The sequence below is a fragment of the Roseburia porci genome (genome assembly GCF_009695765.1).
GTDB classification, from domain to species: Bacteria; Bacillota; Clostridia; order Lachnospirales; family Lachnospiraceae; genus Roseburia; species Roseburia porci.
This window is the reverse complement of sequence record NZ_VUNI01000002.1, coordinates 149,954-171,443: the sequence shown is the minus strand read 5'-3', so window position 1 is coordinate 171,443 and position 21,490 is coordinate 149,954. Positions and strand designations below refer to the sequence as shown.

The 21,490-nt window shown below is 41.9% G+C and carries 18 protein-coding genes and 1 other annotated feature; of the genes, 1 reads left to right on the top strand and 17 read right to left on the bottom strand.

Translation table 11 applies throughout. The features are described 5' to 3' along the window. Window positions 1–73: 73 nt before the first annotated feature. The 3 genes from FYJ75_RS02205 to FYJ75_RS02195 all read right to left on the bottom strand — a co-directional run bounded on the left by FYJ75_RS02205 (window position 74) and on the right by FYJ75_RS02195 (window position 2,437). Window positions 74–1,054, bottom strand: coding sequence for an AAA family ATPase (locus FYJ75_RS02205; RefSeq protein WP_154428387.1), 981 nt, complete (start codon window positions 1,052–1,054; stop codon window positions 74–76). A 103-nt stretch (window positions 1,055–1,157) separates the two neighbouring features. Further along, the gene (locus tag FYJ75_RS02200; RefSeq protein WP_154428385.1) at window positions 1,158–2,234 is read right to left on the bottom strand and encodes a tyrosine-type recombinase/integrase; all 1,077 of its coding nucleotides are present in this window, start codon (window positions 2,232–2,234) and stop codon (window positions 1,158–1,160) included. A gap of 14 nt (window positions 2,235–2,248) precedes the next feature. Further along, window positions 2,249–2,437 carry a DNA-binding protein gene (locus FYJ75_RS02195; RefSeq protein WP_154428383.1) on the bottom strand — a complete coding sequence of 63 codons (189 nt, stop codon included), beginning with the start codon at window positions 2,435–2,437 and terminating at the stop codon, window positions 2,249–2,251. A 164-nt stretch (window positions 2,438–2,601) separates the two neighbouring features. Between FYJ75_RS02195 and FYJ75_RS02190 the strand changes: the two genes are divergently transcribed. Then, on the top strand, window positions 2,602–3,093 hold the full coding sequence (locus FYJ75_RS02190) for a helix-turn-helix domain-containing protein (protein WP_154428381.1): 492 nt from the start codon (window positions 2,602–2,604) through the stop codon (window positions 3,091–3,093). A gap of 197 nt (window positions 3,094–3,290) precedes the next feature. Here the strand turns inward: FYJ75_RS02190 and tuf are convergent, their stop codons facing one another. The 14 genes from tuf to rpmG all read right to left on the bottom strand — a co-directional run bounded on the left by tuf (window position 3,291) and on the right by rpmG (window position 21,249). Then, window positions 3,291–4,478 (bottom strand): elongation factor Tu, encoded by a 1,188-nt coding sequence (gene tuf, locus FYJ75_RS02185; RefSeq protein ID WP_154428379.1) that lies wholly within the window; start codon window positions 4,476–4,478, stop codon window positions 3,291–3,293. A 137-nt stretch (window positions 4,479–4,615) separates the two neighbouring features. Beyond that, window positions 4,616–6,733 (bottom strand): elongation factor G, encoded by a 2,118-nt coding sequence (gene fusA / locus FYJ75_RS02180; protein WP_154428377.1) that lies wholly within the window; start codon window positions 6,731–6,733, stop codon window positions 4,616–4,618. Between the two features lie 29 nt (window positions 6,734–6,762). Next, window positions 6,763–7,233, bottom strand: coding sequence for a 30S ribosomal protein S7 (gene rpsG, locus FYJ75_RS02175; protein WP_328596828.1), 471 nt, complete (start codon window positions 7,231–7,233; stop codon window positions 6,763–6,765). A gap of 178 nt (window positions 7,234–7,411) precedes the next feature. Further along, window positions 7,412–7,831, bottom strand: a complete 420-nt coding sequence (rpsL, locus tag FYJ75_RS02170; RefSeq protein WP_154428375.1) for a 30S ribosomal protein S12 — start codon at window positions 7,829–7,831, stop codon at window positions 7,412–7,414. A gap of 165 nt (window positions 7,832–7,996) precedes the next feature. After that, window positions 7,997–11,863: a DNA-directed RNA polymerase subunit beta' gene (rpoC, locus tag FYJ75_RS02165; RefSeq protein WP_154428373.1), complete on the bottom strand. Its 3,867-nt coding sequence runs from the start codon at window positions 11,861–11,863 to the stop codon at window positions 7,997–7,999. A 19-nt stretch (window positions 11,864–11,882) separates the two neighbouring features. Then, window positions 11,883–15,815 carry a DNA-directed RNA polymerase subunit beta gene (gene rpoB / locus FYJ75_RS02160; protein ID WP_154428371.1) on the bottom strand — a complete coding sequence of 1,311 codons (3,933 nt, stop codon included), beginning with the start codon at window positions 15,813–15,815 and terminating at the stop codon, window positions 11,883–11,885. 140 nt (window positions 15,816–15,955) lie between these two features. Next, window positions 15,956–17,383 (bottom strand): magnesium transporter, encoded by a 1,428-nt coding sequence (gene mgtE, locus FYJ75_RS02155; protein WP_235906982.1) that lies wholly within the window; start codon window positions 17,381–17,383, stop codon window positions 15,956–15,958. Window positions 17,384–17,784: 401 nt separating this feature from the next. Beyond that, window positions 17,785–18,159 (bottom strand): 50S ribosomal protein L7/L12, encoded by a 375-nt coding sequence (rplL, locus tag FYJ75_RS02150; RefSeq protein ID WP_154428369.1) that lies wholly within the window; start codon window positions 18,157–18,159, stop codon window positions 17,785–17,787. Between the two features lie 79 nt (window positions 18,160–18,238). After that, window positions 18,239–18,802: a 50S ribosomal protein L10 gene (gene rplJ / locus FYJ75_RS02145; RefSeq protein ID WP_328596827.1), complete on the bottom strand. Its 564-nt coding sequence runs from the start codon at window positions 18,800–18,802 to the stop codon at window positions 18,239–18,241. A 43-nt stretch (window positions 18,803–18,845) separates the two neighbouring features. After that, window positions 18,846–18,985: a sequence feature (ribosomal protein L10 leader region), on the bottom strand. Between the two features lie 103 nt (window positions 18,986–19,088). Then, window positions 19,089–19,784, bottom strand: coding sequence for a 50S ribosomal protein L1 (gene rplA, locus FYJ75_RS02140; protein ID WP_154428367.1), 696 nt, complete (start codon window positions 19,782–19,784; stop codon window positions 19,089–19,091). A gap of 94 nt (window positions 19,785–19,878) precedes the next feature. Further along, window positions 19,879–20,304, bottom strand: a complete 426-nt coding sequence (gene rplK, locus FYJ75_RS02135; protein ID WP_154428365.1) for a 50S ribosomal protein L11 — start codon at window positions 20,302–20,304, stop codon at window positions 19,879–19,881. A gap of 15 nt (window positions 20,305–20,319) precedes the next feature. Further along, a complete protein-coding gene (nusG, locus tag FYJ75_RS02130; protein ID WP_154428363.1) occupies window positions 20,320–20,838 on the bottom strand; it encodes a transcription termination/antitermination protein NusG in 519 nt (172 codons plus the stop codon). A 17-nt stretch (window positions 20,839–20,855) separates the two neighbouring features. Then, window positions 20,856–21,071, bottom strand: a complete 216-nt coding sequence (gene secE / locus FYJ75_RS02125; RefSeq protein WP_154428361.1) for a preprotein translocase subunit SecE — start codon at window positions 21,069–21,071, stop codon at window positions 20,856–20,858. 28 nt (window positions 21,072–21,099) lie between these two features. Further along, window positions 21,100–21,249, bottom strand: a complete 150-nt coding sequence (gene rpmG, locus FYJ75_RS02120) for a 50S ribosomal protein L33 (RefSeq protein ID WP_328596826.1) — start codon at window positions 21,247–21,249, stop codon at window positions 21,100–21,102. Between the last annotated feature and the right edge of the window lie 241 nt (window positions 21,250–21,490).

Here is a 21,490-nt window from a genome sequence, read left to right as displayed (position 1 = left end):
GTCTATAAATTTTGCAACCTTGCAAGGTTCATTACCGCAAATTTTATATAGTCTGCATTGTTGCGTTCTTCCCTTAAATCTGCTTTATCTTATCCAGTTCCCAATACCATGAGTTATTGATTTTTCTTGCCCTGATGCCCAGCTCCTTTTTTGCATTTTCCAATGTTCTTTTAGAAATTCCCTGTTCCTCAGCCATATCAAAAATCTCATTACTCTGTACCGCATTAGAAGTCTCTGCCAACTCCCGAAGCATCTGCTTTGCCAGCTCCAGTTTATTTGCTTTTGGGGCAATACCGCCAAGTACTTCATCAGCTGTAATCTCATAATCTCCCAACCACTTAAAACCATTTTCCATCAGTTCAAATGCCTTGGGGTGTCCGAACTGTGCCAGATTATTTTTTATCTGAACAACTGCTCTGATATTGGGTTCTCCTTCCACTCTGCCAACTAGCAACACACTCCTTGCTACCGCAAAGAAATCAATGGAACCCATGCCCCTATAAGCCGCCTTATTACCGGATGCCTTATTCATATGACCGATAAGAATAATGGCACATTTGTATTTCTCTGCCAAAGCTCCTAAACGCTTCGTCATATCCCTTGCTTCATTTGCCCTATTCATATCCATGTCACCGCCCAAGTATGCCTGTATCGGGTCTAAAATCAACATCCTCGCTCCGGTCTGTATAATAGCTTCTTCCAGTCTTTCATCTGCCATAGAAAGAGACTTGTCGCTTTCATCAATTACCACTATCCGCTCACAATCTGCACCTGCTTTTTCAAGCCTTGGTTTTACAGTATCTGCAAGCCCGTCCTCGGCAGTCTGATAAATAATGTTCATTGGTTCCGTCAACTTCATATCATTATCCAGCCCCTCTCCATTGGATAACTTGGCTGCAATATTTAATATCAAGGTTGTCTTTCCGTCTCCCGGATCACCTTGTACGATTGTCAGCTTTCCATAAGGGATGAATGGATACCAAAGCCACTCAATCTCCTGCGACTGTACTTCTGACATCTTAATCATTTTCAGTTCTGTTTTCTTTTCTTCCATAAAGTCCTCCGTTTCCTAAAATCTCATTGTCACACAGAAGAACCTCTGTTATACTTATGCTGTGATTACATAGATGACAGAGGTTTTCCTGTTATCACAAGTCCTAGCAGTTGCCGCTGTTAGGGCTTTTTTCTTTTTCAAAATCCAGCATATCCGCTACTTTTCTTTGTTGATTCGGATATAAGTGTCCGTAAGTATTTAATGTGATACGAATATCCTTGTGTCCAACCCTCTCCTTTATCAGAATAGGCTCAATTCCTTTATTGATTAAATACGCCACATGTGAATGTCTAAGGTCATGCACACGAATATCCTTTACTCCTGCTTTTGCAATCTGACGTTTCAATTTATTCTGTACCGCTCTTGCACAGATTGGAAACAATCGCTCATCATCCGGAAATCCATATTTCTTATCACAGAACTCTTTAATCGCATCCCTTAAGAACTCCGGAATATCGATTGTACGAATTGATTCCGGTGTCTTTGGTGTCGTAATTACATCTTTTCCATCAATACGATAATAGGTCTTTGTGATATGCAATTTACAGTTCACGAAATCAAAATCCCCTTTTGTGAGTGCAAGCATTTCCCCTTCTCGAATACCTGTCCAAAATAAAATCTCAAACATTAGATAATAGTGGTCGCTTTCATCCATTGTCTCAAGAAATGTCTCATACTCATCCACCGTCCAAAATGTCAAACTTCTAGGAGCATCCTTTCCCATGCGTTTAACCTTTTTACATGGATTATTGCTCAAATCATAAACATTCATTGCATGAGTAAATAAACTCGTCAGCTGATTGTTAATCATTCGCAAATAGCTTTCTGAATACCCTTTCTTATACATCTCATTCTGCCACTTGATGATTTGAGGAGCCGTGATATCACACATCTTCATGTCTCCAAAGTATGGAATAACATGTCGCTCCATCATCTGCTTTTTACTTCTGACACTTCTCTCCTTAAGTTCGTTCTGCTTATCCTCAAAATACTGTTCCATGAAGTCCTTTAGGAGCATATTCATGTCGCCTTGTTCCTTTAAGGTTCTTTCGTTTTCATACAATTTAGCCTCTCGCATGGTTTTAAATCCACGTTTCTTACGTCTCTTCTTTTTGCCATACATGTCTACCTCGTACCACTGGGCAACCCATGTTCCCGTTGTTTTGTCTTTACAAGCCATAATCTTCCTCCTTTCTACGATGCTTCAAAGCCATAAAATTTTTCTGCGAAGAATTTGCGTGGCACTTTGCCAGCTTCTACTTCGTATCCCATGGATGCAAGTTCAAGATTCAATTTCTTGATAACCTTGTATGCATGGTCTCTGGAACATTCCAGATAGTCCTTAACATCATCTGCCGTTAATAAATACTTTGTACGATTCATGGTCTCACCTCCTTTTTAGAATGTACGATTTTCGTACTGTTTATATTGTCATTATAGTGTACGAATTTCGTACTGTCAATCATTTTTCGTACATTTTTAAATTTTCTATGTACTTTTTTCGTACACCATGTTATAATCCATAAGTAGAAAGGATGGTGTTAGCCATGGGAGACGGACAAAGATTAAAGGAAATCCTTGAACAGAAAGGTAAAAGTGTACGTTGGGTTGCGAGAGAAACCACTATAAGCCCAACGACTATATACTCAATCATTCAAAAAGATACTTCTATTCGTTTTGATTTCGCATTACGAATTGCCAATGCTTTAGGTATCGAAGTATCTGAGATTTGCTCAGATGCATCTCTCAATTCAGAGAATTGGGACAAAAACGATTCTATCACTCTACCAGAACTTCCATCCGGCATGGATGAAATTTTGGATGGGAACCGAATCAAACGATACCTCAAAAATACCTTATATCCACTTATGTGTTTGTTTGGGAAAAATAATATGCCTAAATTAGATGAACATCTGACAAACTACTATCAGTTATCAGATGAAGGCAGAAATGATGTAGACCAATATATCAAAGCACAGCTGTCTATCAAGAGAGACCCTGACCGTGCAGCTGATATAAAGAAAATAACAAAATGGTAGGAATTGAATCCCTTAAGTGTCAAAACTTAGGGGATTTTTTATGTCCAAAGATTGACGAACACAAGTATTATCACGTATCATGGAGCCATTTTGGAGCCACTAATCAAAATTTATTACGTGCAAACGTAAAAAAGGCTCTCCGTGTAAAAACACGGAAAGCCTTATAATTACTAGCTTTGTGACACTATCAATTGAAATTATTCAACGATAGTAGCAACTCTACCAGAACCTACTGTACGTCCACCTTCACGGATAGCGAAAGTAAGACCCTGCTCCATAGCTACTGGATGGATCAGTTCGATTGTCATCTCTACGTTATCACCAGGCATGCACATTTCAATACCAGCTGGTAATTCGCAAACACCTGTTACGTCTGTTGTTCTGAAGTAGAACTGTGGACGATAGTTGTTGAAGAATGGAGTATGACGTCCACCTTCGTCTTTTGTTAATACGTAAACCTGAGCTGTGAATTTTCTGTGGCATGTAACTGTTCCTGGTTTAGCAAGAACCTGTCCACGAACGATCTGATCACGGTTGATACCACGAAGTAATGCACCGATGTTATCACCAGCCTGAGCCTCGTCTAACTGTTTACGGAACATCTCGATACCAGTTACAACTGTTTTCTGAACGTCTTCTTTAACACCTAAGATCTCAAGTTCGTCGTTAAGGTGTAATGTTCCTCTTTCTACTCTACCTGTAGCAACAGTACCACGACCTGTGATTGTGAATACGTCCTCTACTGGCATTAAGAATGGTTTATCTGTGTCACGGATTGGATCTGGGATGTACTCATCAACAGTATCCATAAGTTCCATAACTTTGTCGCCCCATTCTCCCATTGGATCTTCAAGAGCTTTTAATGCAGAACCTTTGATGATTGGGCAATCATTGAAGCCGTACTCTTCAAGCTGCTCTGTTACTTCCATCTCTACTAACTCGATAAGTTCTGGATCGTCTACCATATCGCATTTGTTTAAGAAAACAACGATGTAAGGTACACCTACCTGACGGGATAATAAGATGTGCTCTTTTGTCTGAGCCATAACACCGTCAGTAGCAGCTACTACTAAGATAGCTCCGTCCATCTGAGCTGCACCAGTGATCATGTTCTTAACGTAGTCAGCATGTCCTGGACAGTCAACGTGTGCGTAATGTCTTTTCTCTGTCTCGTACTCGATATGAGCTGTAGAGATAGTGATACCTCTTTCTCTTTCTTCTGGAGCTTTATCGATGTTCTCGAAATCAGTAGCTTCGTTACCAGCAACTCTTGCTGCTAATACTTTAGAGATAGCTGCTGTTAAAGTAGTTTTACCGTGGTCTACGTGTCCGATTGTACCAATATTACAATGTGGTTTTGTTCTTTCAAACTTAGCTTTTGCCATTTTTGAACGTCCTCCTTAATTTTGTGCCCCTTATGGGCTGGGTTTTGATTTGATTATATAAAATAATTCGCGCTTTTTCAAGCTATTTTATAATGTAACTCCCCGTTTTTTCGGGGAATTACAATATTACTGTATTACTATTTCTGAATACCGGAAAGTACTTTCTCCTGTACGTTCTTTGGTACTGGCTCATATTTCTCGAAGAACATAGAGTAGTTACCACGACCCTGAGTCTTAGAACGAAGGTCAGTAGCATATCCGAACATCTCTGCCAGAGGTACGAATCCACGAACGATCTTTCCACCGCCGAGATCATCCATACCTTCAATACGTCCACGACGTGAGTTGATATCACCGATAACATCACCCATGTACTCTTCTGGCATAGTAACTTCTACTTTCATGATTGGCTCAAGTAATACAGGAGCTGCTTTCTGCATAGCCTCCTTGAAACACATAGAACCAGCGATGTGGAATGCCATTTCAGAAGAATCGACTTCATGGTAAGATCCATCGTATACAGTAGCGTGGATACCAACTACAGGGAATCCGCCAAGCAGACCAGCCTGTGTAGCTTCTTCGATACCTTCGCCGATTGCTGGGATGTATTCCTTAGGAATAGCACCACCGACAACAGTAGAGTCGAATTTGAATAATTCTTCTCCGTTGGCATCCATTGGCTCGAATTTAACTTTACAGTGTCCGTACTGTCCACGTCCACCAGACTGTTTTGCATATTTGTATTCCTGATCAACTGCTTTGGTGAATGTCTCTTTGTATGCAACCTGAGGTGCACCAACGTTAGCCTCTACCTTGAATTCACGAAGCAGACGGTCAACGATGATCTCAAGATGTAACTCACCCATACCAGCGATGATTGTCTGACCAGTTTCCTGATCTGTATGAGCACGGAATGTAGGATCTTCTTCTGCAAGTTTTGCAAGAGCCTCACCCATCTTACCCTGTGCAGCTTTTGTCTTAGGCTCGATTGCGAGCTCGATAACTGGTTCAGGGAATTCCATAGACTCAAGGATTACTGGATGCTGCTCATCACAGATTGTATCACCTGTTGTTGTAAATTTGAAACCTACAGCAGCTGCGATATCTCCGGAGTAAACAACGTCAAGTTCCTGTCTCTTGTTGGCATGCATCTGAAGGATACGTCCAACACGCTCTTTTTTATCTTTTGTTGCATTTAATACATAAGATCCTGATTTCATTGTTCCGGAGTAAACACGGAAGAATGCAAGCTTACCTACGAATGGGTCAGCCATGATCTTGAATGCTAATGCTGAGAATGGTTCGTCGTCTGAAGAATGTCTCTCAACTTCGTTACCATCCAGGTCAACACCCTTGATAGCAGGGATGTCTGTTGGTGCTGGCATATATTCGATAATTGCATCCAGTAACTTCTGAACACCTTTATTTCTGTATGCAGAACCACAGCATACTGGAACTGCTGTACACTCACAGGTTCCTTTTCTTAATGCTGCTTTCAGATCTGGGATAGATGGCTCTTCACCTTCCAGATACTGCATCATTAAATCATCATCTAATTCGCAGATTTTCTCGATCAACTCTGTATGATAAAGTTCTGCCTCATCTTTCATATCCTCTGGGATATCTGTGATAGAGATGTCATCACCCTTCTCATCATTGTAGATGTAAGCTCTCATCTCGAATAAGTCAATGATTCCTTTGAAATCATCTTCTTTACCGATTGGTAAGTAGATAACGATTGCGTTCTTTCCTAATCTTTCACGGATCTGATCAACAGCGCCGTAGAAGTTTGCACCTAAGATATCCATCTTATTGATGAATGCCATACGAGGTACATTATAGGTATCAGCCTGACGCCATACGTTCTCAGACTGTGGCTCAACACCACCCTTTGCACAGAAGACACCAACGGCGCCGTCTAATACACGAAGGGAACGCTCTACTTCAACTGTAAAGTCTACGTGTCCAGGAGTATCGATGATGTTGATACGGTTCTCCGGAGCACCTGGCTTCGGTTTACCATTCTCTTCGATTGTCCAGTGACATGTTGTAGCGGCTGAAGTAATTGTGATACCTCTTTCCTGCTCCTGCTCCATCCAGTCCATGGTAGCAGTACCTTCATGAGTATCACCGATTTTATAGTTTACACCAGTATAATAAAGAATACGCTCTGTTAATGTTGTTTTACCAGCATCGATATGAGCCATAATTCCGATATTTCTGGTTCTCTCAAGTGGATATTCTCTTCCAGCCAAGATTTTTTCCTCCTATAATTGTGCGAAAATTAGAAACGATAATGAGCAAAAGCTTTGTTTGCCTCTGCCATTTTGTGCATATCTTCTTTTCTCTTTACAGATGCACCAGTATTGTTTGCTGCATCCATAATCTCGTTAGCCAGTCTTTCTTCCTGGGTCTTCTCTCCTCTTGCGCGGGAGAATGTTGTTAACCAACGAAGACCTAAAGCCTGACGACGATCAGGACGAACCTCGATTGGTACCTGGTATGTTGCACCACCAATACGTCTTGCTTTTACTTCGAGAACTGGCATTACATTGTTCATTGCCTCTTCGAATACTTCAAGAGCTGGTTTTCCTGTTTTCTCTTCTACTTTAGCGAAAGCTCCGTATACAATTTTCTGAGCTACACCTTTCTTACCATCTAACATGATGTTATTGACAAGCTTTGTAACTACTTTGCTGTTATACATTGGATCTGCTAAAACGTCTCTTTTTTGAGTATGTCCTTTACGTGGCACGGTACTTCCCTCCTTAATCATGATTTTTTGATTTTCGATTAATTCAACGGTACTCACATGTGTCTTTCTAATGTGTTCGTGCGGAATTTATATTCCAATAAGTGAAATCCCCGGCATTTCAGGGCAATCCCAACACTAACCTATTTAGTTCTGTTTGTGATACTATTGTCTGCTAAAATTATTTAGCGGCCTTTGGTTTCTTAGCACCATATTTAGAACGAGCCTGTTTTCTGTTTGCAACACCTGCTGTATCAAGTGTTCCACGGATGATATGGTATCTTGTACCTGGTAAGTCTTTTACTCTACCACCACGAATCAGAACAACACTATGCTCCTGTAAGTTGTGACCTTCTCCTGGAATATAAGATGTTACTTCGATTCCATTTGAAAGACGAACTCTGGCGATCTTTCTAAGAGCTGAGTTAGGTTTCTTAGGAGTTGCTGTTTTAACAGCTGTACATACACCTCTCTTCTGTGGAGACGCATTATCGATTGGTCTCTTCTGTAAAGAGTTGTAGCTCTTCTGAAGTGCAGGTGCTGTAGACTTCTTAACAGATGTCTGACGTCCTTTTCTTACTAACTGGTTGAATGTTGGCATTATTTTCACCTCCTGTAGTTTATCTAAATGTGCGCGAATGTATGCACACTATCTGATTATATAAACGTTTTTCCCTGTTGTCAAGAAAAATTTCCAACGAATTTTCTGCCTGCTCCAAAAAAGAACCCCATACAGTTTCAGACTGCATGGAGTTCCTTTTGTATTTTATTCTTCGGTTGTTTCTGTTTCATCTGCGATATCAGTCATCGCTTCTGCTTCATCTGTATTTACAGCTTCTGCACTTTCTTCGGTCTCAAAATCAAGATCGTCCATATCATCGAATGTTAATTCGTCATCCTCATTGATATCACTGTCAAGTTTGATATTGCGATATCTCTTCATTCCAGTACCAGCCGGAATCAGTTTACCAATGATTACGTTCTCTTTCATACCGATCAGTGGATCGATCTTTCCTTTGATTGCAGCCTCAGTAAGAACTTTGGTTGTTTCCTGGAATGATGCTGCTGATAAGAAGGAGTTCGTTGCAAGGGAAGCTTTTGTAATACCAAGTAATACCTGGGATCCAACTGCCTGTTCCTTACCTTCTTCTTCCAGTTTCTCATTCAGTTCAAGGAAGTCAAGAGAGTCAACCATGCTTCCTGGAAGCAGATCGGAATCTCCGTTCTCTTCGATACGGATCTTCTGTAACATCTGGCGAACGATAACCTCGATATGTTTATCGTTGATTTCTACACCCTGTAAACGGTATACACGCTGAACCTCACGGAGCATGTAATCCTGAACAGCACGAACACCTTTGATCTTTAAGATATCATGTGGGTTTACAGAACCTTCGGTCAGTTCATCACCGGCTTCAAGTACTGCACCATCCATGATCTTGATTCTGGATCCGTAAGGGATCAGATATGTCTTGGATTCGCCTGTTTCTTTATTTGTTACGATAACTTCACGTTTTTTCTTTGTATCTTTAATGGTAGCAACACCACCGAATTCTGTGATGATTGCAAGTCCCTTAGGCTTACGTGCCTCAAAAATTTCTTCGACACGAGGAAGACCCTGTGTAATATCGTTACCAGCTACACCACCGGTATGGAATGTTCTCATGGTAAGCTGTGTACCTGGCTCACCAATGGACTGTGCTGCGATGATACCGATTGCCTCACCAACCTGTACTGCCTGGCCGGTTGCCATGTTGGCACCATAACATTTTGCACAAACACCCATATGTGATCTACATGTCAGAATCGTACGGATCTTCACCTGAGTGATTGGATCACCGTTCTCATCCACACCTTTGCTCATAACCTCAGCTGCACGCTTTGGTGTGATCATATGGTTGGCTTTTACGATAACATTGCCATCTTTATCACAGATTGTATTGCAGGAGAAACGGCCTGTAATACGTTCCTGTAAGCTCTCGATCTCTTCTTTTCCATCCATGAATGCCTTAACAACCATTCCTGGAATCTCACGACCGGTTCCTGCGCAGCAATCGGACTCACGTACGATCATGTGCTGTGAAACGTCAACCAGACGTCTTGTCAGGTATCCGGAATCGGCTGTACGAAGAGCTGTATCGGACAGACCTTTACGGGCACCATGTGCGGACATGAAGTACTCCAATACGTCAAGACCTTCACGGAAGTTTGACTTGATTGGCAGCTCGATGGTTCTACCTGTTGTATCTGCCATCAGACCACGCATACCTGCTAACTGTTTGATCTGTTTATCGGAACCACGGGCTCCGGAATCAGCCATCATAAAGATGTTGTTATATTTATCAAGACCTGTCAGAAGTGCTTTGGTAAGCTCATCATCGGTCTCTTTCCATGTCTCAACAACTTCTTTGTAACGCTCTTCTTCTGTAATCAGACCACGTTTGTACTGTTTTGTGATCTTATCAACCGTATTCTGAGCGTCCTCGATCATCTGTGGTTTCTGAGGTGGTACGGTCATGTCGGAAATGGATACGGTCATAGCAGCTCTTGTAGAGTATTTATAACCCATTGCCTTTACATCATCCAGTACTTCCGCAGTTGTTGTTGCTCCATGAATGTTGATTACTTTTTCAAGGATCTGTTTGATCTGTTTCTTACCTACATGGAAGTCAATTTCCAGCTTCAGAAGGTTCTCAGTCTTTGTTCTGTCAACAAATCCAAGATCCTGTGGAATGATCTCATTAAAAATCAGAAGTCCAAGTGTAGTCTCAACAAATCCGGTAACTTCTTCACCGTCAGCATTTTTTGCTCTACGGAAAACATAAATTTTCTGGTGAAGTGTGATCTCTCCGTTCTCATAAGCGAGCAGAGCCTGATTCATGCTGCTGTAATGATATCCGAAAAGATCCATTGGTGTACAAAGTACGCGGCGGTTACCATCTGTCACGTCTTCAAACCAGATCATATCGTATAATCCAAGTTCAGCTTTTCCATCTGCACCAGGAGTTGTAAGCTTTTTGAGCTCTTCCAGATCATTGTATACAGTATCCGATACTGCATGAACATCTTTATCCTCTTTATGATCTGCAAGTTTTCTCATAGTCAGGTAATAGATACCAAGGACCATATCCTGAGAAGGAACGGCTACCGGGCCACCATCGGATGGTTTCAATAAGTTGTTCGGAGATAAAAGCATAAATCTACACTCAGCCTGTGCCTCAACAGACAATGGAAGGTGAACAGCCATCTGGTCACCGTCGAAATCGGCGTTGAATGCGGTACATACTAATGGGTGAAGTTTGATTGCTTTACCTTCTACCAGGATTGGCTCGAATGCCTGGATACCTAATCTATGCAGTGTAGGAGCACGGTTTAACATAACCGGATGCTCTTTAATTACTTCTTCAAGCACATCCCAGACCTCTGTCTGAAGTCTTTCGACCATCTTCTTTGCGCTCTTGATGTTATGTGCGGTTCCGTTTGCAACGAGTTCCTTCATAACGAATGGTTTGAATAATTCGATTGCCATCTCTTTTGGAAGACCACACTGGAAAATCTTAAGTTTTGGCTCTACACAGATAACGGAACGTCCTGAGTAGTCAACTCGTTTTCCAAGTAAGTTCTGACGGAAACGTCCACCTTTACCTTTTAACATGTCTGATAAAGATTTGAGTGCTCTGTTTCCAGGACCTGTAACTGGACGTCCACGACGGCCGTTATCGATCAGGGCATCAACAGCTTCCTGAAGCATACGTTTCTCATTACGGACAATGATATCCGGTGCGCCAAGATCCAGCAGTCTTCTCAGACGGTTGTTACGGTTGATGATTCGTCTATATAAATCATTCAGATCGGATGTTGCAAAACGTCCACCATCCAGCTGAACCATAGGACGTAAATCCGGTGGGATAACAGGGATAACTGTCATGATCATCCACTCAGGTTTATTTCCAGATTCGCGGAAAGCTTCTACAACTTCCAGTCTTTTGATGATACGTGCTCTCTTCTGTCCGGTTGCATTCTCAAGTTCTGCCTTTAATTCAGCAGAATCTTTCTCAAGATCAATGCTCTCTAACAGCTCACGGATTGCTTCTGCACCCATTCCAACACGGAATGCACTTCCGTACTGCTCTCTGGCTTCCTGATATTCTGCTTCAGAAAGAACCTGTTTGTATCCAAGTCCTGTATCACCAGCGTCCAATACAATGTATGATGCAAAATAAAGCACTCTCTCTAATACACGTGGAGACAGATCAAGGATAAGTCCCATACGGGATGGGATACCCTTGAAGTACCAGATATGGGAAACAGGAGCTGCCAGCTCGATGTGTCCCATACGCTCTCTACGTACACTTGATTTTGTGATCTCTACGCCACAACGGTCACAGACAACGCCCTTGTAACGGATCTTTTTATATTTACCACAATGACATTCCCAGTCTTTGGTCGGTCCGAAGATCTTCTCACAGAATAAACCATCTTTCTCTGGTTTTAAAGTTCTGTAGTTGATTGTTTCAGGCTTTTTAACCTCTCCGTGAGACCATTCTCTGATCTTCTCCGGAGATGCTAAACCGATCTGAATTGCATCGAACTGAACAGCCTGGTTCATATCTTTAACGTTTGTTTCTGGCATTTACGACACTCCCTTCCTTCTATTCTTCGTCAAGAGCTTCTGAATCACTGTAGAACTCAGAATCATCATCAAACTCAGGTTCTGCCTCTGCTTCTTCTTCCACATTTACCAGCTCTTCATTTTCAGCATCGAATTCCTGCTTTGTAAATCCATGCTTTTCGAAGGACTCACTGTCTTCAAATGCGAAGTCTTTATCGTTACCGATGATCGCATTGATATCGGTATTACCATATTCACTGGTTTCAATGAGTTCTACCTCATTACGATCCTCGTCAAGTACTTTGACATCCAGACCTAATGACTGAAGCTCTTTTAAGAGAACCTTAAAGGATTCTGGAATTCCCGGTTCAGGAATATTATCACCTTTAATGATTGCTTCGTATGTTTTAACACGACCTACAACGTCGTCGGATTTTACTGTCAGGATCTCCTGCAGAGTATATGCAGCACCGTAAGCTTCCAGTGCCCAAACCTCCATCTCTCCGAATCGCTGTCCACCGAACTGGGCTTTACCACCCAAAGGCTGCTGTGTAACCAGAGAGTAAGGACCTGTTGAACGTGCATGAATCTTATCATCTACCAGATGATGCAGTTTCAGGTAATGCATGTGTCCGATTGTTACTTTACCATCGAAGAATTCACCAGTACGTCCATCGCGGAGCTGTACTTTTCCGTCGCGGGAAAGTGGAACACCTTTCCAGAGTTTTCTGTGTTCTCTGTTGTCATACAGATACTGCATTACATCTTCACGCAATACATCTTTGTATTTATCTTCAAATGTATCAGAATCCGGATTGCCGTCTGCCTCTGCTTCTTCTTTGTTGAATGGAAGGTTTACATAGTCATTTGCAAGTTCCAGAGTATCCTGAATATCAATCTCTTTTGCTCCATCAAATACAGGAGTTGAGATGTTGAATCCCAAAGCCTTAGCTGCAAGGCTTAAGTGAATCTCAAGGACCTGACCGATATTCATTCGGGAAGGTACACCTAATGGATTCAGTACGATGTCAAGCGGACGTCCGTTTGGCAGGAATGGCATATCTTCTACTGGTAATACACGGGAAACGACACCCTTGTTACCATGACGACCAGCCATCTTATCGCCGACAGAAATCTTTCTCTTCTGTGCGATGTAGATACGAACTGCCTGATTAACACCTGGAGATAACTCATCTCCGTTTTCTCTTGTAAATACTTTGGCATCTACAACGATACCATATTCACCGTGTGGTACTTTTAAGGAAGTATCACGAACCTCTCTTGCTTTTTCACCGAAGATTGCACGAAGCAGTCTCTCTTCAGCTGTCAGCTCTGTTTCTCCCTTCGGAGTAACTTTGCCGACAAGGATATCTCCCGCACGTACCTCAGCACCGATACGGATAATACCTCTCTCATCAAGGTCTTTTAATGCCTCATCACCAACGCCAGGAACATCGCGGGTAATTTCCTCCGGTCCTAATTTGGTATCACGTGATTCTGCTTCATATTCCTCGATATGGATGGATGTATATACATCATTCTGTACAAGACGCTCACTTAAAAGAACAGCATCCTCGTAGTTGTATCCTTCCCATGTCATGAAACCAATCAGTGGGTTCTTACCAAGAGCAAGCTCTCCGTTTGATGTAGAAGGACCGTCTGCGATTACCTCTCCTGCTTCCACATGCTGACCTTTAAATACGATTGGTCTCTGGTTGTAGCAGTTTGACTGGTTACTGCGTGAGAATTTTGTAAGGATATATTCTCTCTTATTTCCGTCATCTTCTTTAATTACGATGCGGTTTGACTCAGAACTTTCTACGGTACCTGCAGCTTTTGCAACGACACAGACACCAGAGTCAACGGCAGCTTTTGCTTCCATACCTGTACCTACTACAGGAGCTTCTGTTGTCAGAAGTGGAACGGCCTGACGCTGCATGTTGGATCCCATCAGAGCACGGTTCGCATCGTCGTTCTGAAGGAATGGGATCAGGGCTGTAGCAACTGAGAACACCATCTTAGGAGATACGTCCATGTAATCAAATGCAGTCTTATCGTACTCCTGTGTCTCTTCTCTGTAACGACCAGATACCGAATTACGTACGAAATAACCATTCTCATCCAGCTTTTCGTTCGCCTGCGCTACATGATAGTTATCCTCTTCATCCGCAGTCATGTAAACAACTTCATCTGTTACACGTGGATTCTTAGGATCTGATTTATCGATTTTACGGTATGGTGCCTCAACAAAACCATACTCATTGATTCTTGCATAACATGCAAGAGAGTTGATCAGACCGATGTTAGGACCTTCAGGTGTCTCGATTGGGCACATACGTCCATAATGGGAGTAATGTACATCTCGAACCTCGAATCCGGCACGGTCTCTGGAAAGACCACCAGGTCCTAATGCTGATAAACGTCTCTTATGGGTCAGCTCACCAAGTGGGTTGTTCTGATCCATGAACTGTGACAGCTGGGAAGAACCAAAGAATTCTTTTACAGCAGCTGTTACCGGTTTGATATTAATTAAGGACTGAGGAGAAATTCCTTCAAGATCCTGTGTTGTCATTCTTTCACGGACAACTCTCTCTAATCTGGAAAGACCGATACGATACTGGTTCTGTAACAACTCACCTACCGCACGGATACGTCTGTTTCCCAAGTGGTCGATGTCGTCTTCTGAACCACATCCCCACTCCAGATGCATATTATAGTTAATTGATGCGAAGATATCCTCTTTTGTAATATGCTTTGGGATCAGATCTGCAATATCTCTCTTGATTGCTTCGATACGCTCTTCAAGAGTCTCATTCTCTTCCATGATCTGGGCAAGCACTGGATAATAAACAAGCTCATGGATGCCAAGACTCTCCGGATCTTCAATCTCCGGAATCCATGTTCTGATATCAACCATCATAGAAGAAAGCACTTTGGTATTTCTTGTTTCTGTCTGAATCCATACATATGGAACCGCTGCGTTCTGGATCTGATCAGCCATCTCTCTTGTTACCGTTGTACCAGCTTCTGCAAGTACTTCACCTGTAGATGGATCTAAAACATCCTCAGCAAGGATCTGACCATTAATACGGTTTCTCAGTGCTAATTTCTTATTGAATTTGTAACGTCCGACTTTTGCAAGGTCATATCTTCTCGGATCGAAGAACATTGCTGTAATAAGGCTTTCAGCACTTTCTACAGAAAGTGGTTCGCCCGGACGAATCTTCTTATATAACTCTAACAGACCAGCTTCATAGCTACCCTGTGGATCTCTCTCGGTGATTGTCGGATCCTTTGCAAAAGAAGCAAGAATCTTTGGTTCCTCGCCAAACATATCAAGAATTGCCTGGTTTGTGCCCACACCAAGAGCACGTAATAATACCGTAATCGGCACTTTACGTGTTCTATCTACTCTTACACTGAAAACGTCATTGGAGTCTGTCTCGTACTCTAACCATGCACCACGGTTAGGGATTACCGTACAGGAATACAGAGTTTTTCCCACTTTATCGTGAGCAATTCCGTAATAGATACCAGGGGAACGAACCAACTGGCTTACGATAACTCGCTCAGCACCGTTGATTACAAATGTTCCGGTCTCTGTCATAAGAGGAAGATCACCCATGAAAATTTCATGTTCGTTGATTTCATCTGTCTCTTTGTTATGAAGTCTTACCTTAACCTTTAAAGGTGCGGCGTATGTTGCATCTCTTTCTTTGCATTCCGGAATTGTGTATTTCACATCATCTTCGCATAATGTAAAATCAACGAATTCCAAGCTAAGATGACCGCTGTAATCAGCGATCGGAGAGATATCTGCAAATGCTTCTTTCAGACCTTCGTCTAAGAACCACTGATATGAATCCTTCTGGACTTCGATCAGGTTTGGCATTTCCAAAACCTCTTTTTGTCTTGAGTAACTCATACGCATGCCTTTTCCAGCCTGGACTGGACGTATTCTGTTTTTCTCCATTGACGTTTCACCTCTCGTTTTTATTTTAAAACCCACTTTTCAAGGCTTTTACCCCGAAAAAAGGACATAATTAAGCCTATTGCACCACAATAGTGCAACGTATAGTATACAACAAGAGATATTGAATTGCAAGAACTTTTTTAAAAATGCATGATACCCAGAAGGAATACCCATGCAAGTCCATAATAGGTCACAACAGCGACCAGGTCATTGATCGTCGTGATCAGCGGTCCTGATGCAACTGCCGGATCAATATGGATCTTTTTAAAGAACATTGGAACAAGCGTACCGATCAGACTCGAGATCAGCATTGCCAAAAGCAGCGACGCTCCGATGCAAAGCGATACGGCAAACGCAAAGTCCCACGCATATCCTTTGAAAAAATGAATATATAACCCGATCAGAGCAAGAGAAAACGATCCTAGGATCAATCCGTTCACAAGTCCAACACGTCCCTCTTTAAATACCAGACCAAATTTCTGTTTTGTTGTCAATGTTTCATCCATCAGCACACGGATGGTTACGGCCAGTGACTGTGTTCCGACATTTCCCGCCATATCAAGGATCAATGACTGAAAACAGATCACAATCGTAAGTTCCGATACAACATTTTCAAACAGACCTACAACCGAAGATACGACCAGTCCAAGTCCAAGAAGAATAACCAGCCACGGAAGACGTTTTTTTACACTGTCATGTAAAGATTCTTCCAGGTCTTCTTCTGCAGTCAGACCTGCGAACATCGCATAATCTTCGCCCATCTCATCATCTACAACCTTGATGATGTCCTGTGCCGTAATAACGCCAAGGAGTTTATTGTCTTCATCCAGTGCAGGAATGGAATCCTCCGAATAATCTTTGATCCATTCGATACAGTCATCAATCTCTTCCTTCGCATATACGAACGGATAAGATGTAACGATCAGGTCATCCAGATTTTTATCCTGTCTTGCAATGATCAGATCATTCAGGCTGATTGCACCACAGAAAACATTCTGTTCATCCACTATATATAAAGTAGAAATATTATCATTATCTGCTGCCTGACGAATCAGTTCTTTCATCGCCTGCTTTACTGTCAGATTCGATGTGATCGAAATAAAATTCGTCGTCATCCTGCTTCCGATCTGATCTTCATCGAAGGATGCGATCAGTGCTACATCCTTTTTGGTTTCATTGTCGATCAGCTCGATCAGCATTTCACGTTCTTTTTTGTCAAGCTGCCTGAGCAGATGTACCGCCTTGTCTGCATCCATTTCCGAAACAATTGCAGCTTTTTTTCGAATGTCCATCTCTTCCAGATAACCAGCAACATCATCTTCATCTACATATTCGAAAATTGTAGAAAGATCTTCAATATCCAGAATCCGATAAAGCCGCTGTCTTTCCGAAACGCTCATTTCATCAAGCGCAGCTGCAATATCGTTTTCATGGTAATCCATCAACCGGTCTTTCATAGCCTTCGGCGACAGATTGCTCCGGATTACATCTGCGATTTCTTTCTCATAATCCGGTTTCTGAACAGCCATTTCTCCAGCCGTCATTCCTTCAAATTTCTTTTCTTCCATCTCATTCTACCTCCACGTTCCAGAGAGCAGGTAAAGCTCCCGTCTAACAACCCGGTTGTCTGCGAACGAAGAACAAGATTTCCGCCCCGGCGTAAAATGCCGGTTACACTTTTATCATCAAAAAGAGACCCGGACGGAATACACCGCGGGCTGAAAATCCATACTTCTGTTTTACACAGACAACCATGCTACTTTGCCCATAACTGTCATCCGTCATGGTCTCACCTCATTTCTTATCGTAAAATTCTTTATTGCAGCGGTCTTAACCGCCTTGGTCATTATACCATTTCAATATATAAAATAAAAGGACGAATTGAACACATATTTTGGCGCACACGCAAAAGAGCCACACCGGAATCCGGTGTGACTCTATCCATTCACTTTATCTTAAATAATCGAAATTATTTTAAAGTTACTTTAGCGCCTTCAGCCTCAAGTTTAGCCTTAGCATCTTCAGCGGAAGCTTTATCAGCTGCCTCTTTGATTACCTTTGGAGCTCCGTCAACTGCGTCTTTAGCTTCTTTTAATCCAAGACCAGTGATCTCACGAACAACTTTGATAACCTTAACTTTGTTTGGTCCAACTTCTGTTAATTCAACGTCAAACTCTGTTTTCTCTTCAGCTGCTGCTGCGTCTCCGCCTGCTGCTGCAACTACAACGCCTGCTGCTGCAGATACGCCGAACTCTTCTTCACAAGCTTTTACTAAATCATTTAATTCTAATACGCTTAACTCTTTGATAGCATCGATAAATTCTGCTGTTGTTAATTTTGCCATTTTATTTTCCTCCATTATAAAAATAAATTCGTCTGTGGTCATCTTCCACAGTGCATTTCATTTGGTTCCAGTGAATATATTATTCTGCTGGAGTCTCAGCTGGAGCTTTTGCTTCTGCTGCTTCCTCAGCTGGTGCTACTTCTACTGCTGCATCTGCTGCGCCGCCTTTCTCAGCGATCTGGTTAAGAACGCGAGCAAGATTTGTAACTGGGGACTGTAAGCTTCCAAGTAATTTGGAAAGAAGAACTTCTCTTGATGGGATAGAAGCGATTGTCTGCATAGCTTTCTCATCATAGTATGTTCCTTCTACAACGCCGGCTTTGATCTCTAAGTTAGGAGCTTTCTTAGCGAATGCTGCTAAAACTCTTGCTGGTGCTGTTGCATCATCTGTAGAGATAGCGAAAGCGTTTGGTCCTTCAAGTACTTCTCTCAGGCTTTCGAATTCAGTTCCGTCTACAGCACGTGATACTAAAGTATTTTTGTATACTTTGTAAGAAACGCCTGCTTCTCTTAACTGTTTACGTAACTCTGTATCTTCTGCAACGGTAAGTCCACGGTAGTCAACAACTACTACGGAAGCTGCATCTTTGATACTTTCTGAAATTTCCTGTACGATAGGCTGTTTAAGTTCTACTTTTGCCACGAATCGTGCACCTCCTTATTTTATTTTGCATAAAAGACGTGAGGTATAATCAAAGAAACCTCCCTGCCTGACGACAGAGAGGTACAAGTTCATCTCAAGATGTTACCATCTAAAAATTCCTCGGTAGGCCACTCGGTTACGCCTTTCGGCACCTACTGTCTTCGGCAATATGCTTTGCTATTATAATACGTTATATTACGGATGTCAATAACTTTTCCGCAAAAACTTTGCTTGCTTTTCATAGGTCTTATTCGGTCAGATCTCTGACCGGATCTGTTCCCAGATATTACTGAGAGATTTTAACTACGTTTAACTTAACGCCAGGTCCCATTGTAGAGGTTAATACTGCGCTCTTAATGTACTGACCTTTTAAGCTAGCAGGTTTTGCTTTGTTAATTGCACCCATAAGAGACTGGAAGTTGTCGCTTAATTGTTCTTCTGTGAAAGAAGCTTTTCCAACTGGCACATGGATAATATTTGTTTTATCTAATCTGTACTCAATCTTACCAGCTTTGATGTCGTTAACAGCTTTGGTAACGTCCATTGTAACAGTTCCAGCTTTTGGGTTTGGCATTAAGCCCTTAGGTCCAAGGACACGTCCCAAACGACCTACAACACCCATCATGTCAGGTGTAGCAACAACAACATCGAAGTCTAACCATCCTTCGTTCTGGATCTTAGGAATTAATTCCTCGCCACCAACGTAGTCAGCTCCAGCTGCCTGTGCTTCATCTACTTTTGTTCCTTTAGCGAATACTAAAACTTTTACTGTTTTACCTGTTCCGTGTGGTAATACTACTGCACCACGGATCTGCTGCTCTGCATGACGTCCATCACAACCGGTTCTAAGATGAAGTTCGATTGTTTCGTCAAATTTTGCTGTAGCATTCTTCTTAACAATGCTGATAGCATCTGCAACATCATAAAGATTTGCCTTATCGAATGCTTTTACAGCGTCTTGATATTTCTTTCCTCTTTTCATTGAAAATAACCTCCTGGTGGTATTATCGGGAGAGGGCCCTCCCACTTTCTATAGTTACATCATCCCGCTTACAGCGTGGATCTCTGACTGTCTGTTAGTCTACTACTTCAACACCCATAGATCTTGCTGTACCAGCGATCATGCTCATTGCTGCTTCGATAGAAGCTGCATTTAAGTCTTTCATCTTAAGCTCTGCAATTTCCTGAACCTGAGCTTTTGTGATCTTTGCAACTTTTGTTTTGTTTGGTTCACCAGAACCAGATTTGATGTTGCAAGCTTTTTTGATCAGTACTGGAGCAGGTGGTGTTTTAGTAATGAAGCTAAAACTTCTATCTGCATATACAGTAATAACTACAGGGATGATTAAGTCGCCCTGATCGGCTGTCTTTGCATTAAACTGCTTTGTAAATTCTACGATATTTACACCATGCTGTCCAAGAGCTGGTCCAACTGGTGGAGCTGGAGTTGCCTTACCAGCAGGAATCTGCAATTTAATATATCCTTCAACTTTTTTTGCCATTTGGAATTTGCCTCCTTAATTCATTTTCTTAACATCTGCGAAACTTACTTCTACCGGTGTTTCGCGACCGAACAGCTCTACATTGATTGTAACTGTCTGTTTGTGTTGATTCATCGAAGTGATCACACCACAGGTATCTTTCCAGACGCCTCCGATAACAACGATCATATCTCCTTCTTCGAAATCAACCACAACGTTCTCAGCCTTGATACCCAAAGGTCTCATCTCGGCATCAGTGAGTGGTACTGGCTTGCTTCCTGGTCCAACGAAACCGGTAACACCTCTGGTATTTCTTACGACATACCAGGTATCGTCATTCATAACCATATGAATCAGCACATAGCCAGGAAACATTTTCTTGGAAACCTGTTTCTTAACTCCGTTCTTAACTTCAGTAACATCTTCCAGTGGAACACGTACTTCTAAGATCTGATCTTCAAGATGTCTGTTCTCAATTGTTTTATCAATGTTCGCTTTGACTTTGTTCTCATAACCTGAATAGGTATGAACTACATACCAGTTTGCCTCTGCCATAAATCACTTTGCCTCCATTATAATGTAAAACCTACAAGGAAATTCACACCGTACTGAATCAGTGTATCCATCAGTGCGATAATAAGACCAACGATAACAGAAACAGCCACTACCGCAACAGTCTGTCTAACAAGTGATTTCTGTTCAGGCCAGATGATCTTTTTGAACTCAGCCTTGAGACCGGTAAACCAGCTCTGTTTAGGAGCTTTTTCTACTTTTTCGGTTTCTCCCATGTTCTCACTCCTTCACTCAATCCTCAGACTATTTTGTTTCCTTATGCATTGTATGAGTCTTGCAGAATCTACAATACTTTTTGGTTTCCATTCTGTCCGGATGAGCTTTCTTGTCCTTTGTCATGTTGTAATTACGACGCTGACACTCTGTGCATGCTAATGTAATTTTTGTGCGCACAACTTCCACCTCCGTTTAATTTCTTTGTGTTGTTTGTTTCTTTTGTGCCTAAAAAAAGGCATAAAAAAAAGACCTACTTCCAAGCCTGTTCACTGTATCACAATCCTTACTCTATGTCAACACTTTTTCTTCTTTTTCTATATTTGTAGTTGCATAGTGCAATCGCGTGATATATAATAAATCTGTATAAATGGATTTATTAACAGGTACATCCCCACAGATTCAATGCAGCATAACAGAA

Coding starts and splice junctions, on each gene's coding strand:
- FYJ75_RS02205 (WP_154428387.1), bottom strand. CDS start 1,054: ATGGAAGAAAAGAAAACAGAACTGAAAATGATTAAGATGTCAGAAGTA.
- FYJ75_RS02200 (WP_154428385.1), bottom strand. CDS start 2,234: ATGGCTTGTAAAGACAAAACAACGGGAACATGGGTTGCCCAGTGGTAC.
- FYJ75_RS02195 (WP_154428383.1), bottom strand. CDS start 2,437: ATGAATCGTACAAAGTATTTATTAACGGCAGATGATGTTAAGGACTAT.
- FYJ75_RS02190 (WP_154428381.1), top strand. CDS start 2,602: ATGGGAGACGGACAAAGATTAAAGGAAATCCTTGAACAGAAAGGTAAA.
- tuf (WP_154428379.1), bottom strand. CDS start 4,478: ATGGCAAAAGCTAAGTTTGAAAGAACAAAACCACATTGTAATATTGGT.
- rpsL (WP_154428375.1), bottom strand. CDS start 7,831: ATGCCAACATTCAACCAGTTAGTAAGAAAAGGACGTCAGACATCTGTT.
- rpoC (WP_154428373.1), bottom strand. CDS start 11,863: ATGCCAGAAACAAACGTTAAAGATATGAACCAGGCTGTTCAGTTCGAT.
- rpoB (WP_154428371.1), bottom strand. CDS start 15,815: ATGGAGAAAAACAGAATACGTCCAGTCCAGGCTGGAAAAGGCATGCGT.
- mgtE (WP_235906982.1), bottom strand. CDS start 17,383: ATGGAAGAAAAGAAATTTGAAGGAATGACGGCTGGAGAAATGGCTGTT.
- rplL (WP_154428369.1), bottom strand. CDS start 18,159: ATGGCAAAATTAACAACAGCAGAATTTATCGATGCTATCAAAGAGTTA.
- rplA (WP_154428367.1), bottom strand. CDS start 19,784: ATGAAAAGAGGAAAGAAATATCAAGACGCTGTAAAAGCATTCGATAAG.
- rplK (WP_154428365.1), bottom strand. CDS start 20,304: ATGGCAAAAAAAGTTGAAGGATATATTAAATTGCAGATTCCTGCTGGT.
- nusG (WP_154428363.1), bottom strand. CDS start 20,838: ATGGCAGAGGCAAACTGGTATGTAGTTCATACCTATTCAGGTTATGAG.
- secE (WP_154428361.1), bottom strand. CDS start 21,071: ATGGGAGAAACCGAAAAAGTAGAAAAAGCTCCTAAACAGAGCTGGTTT.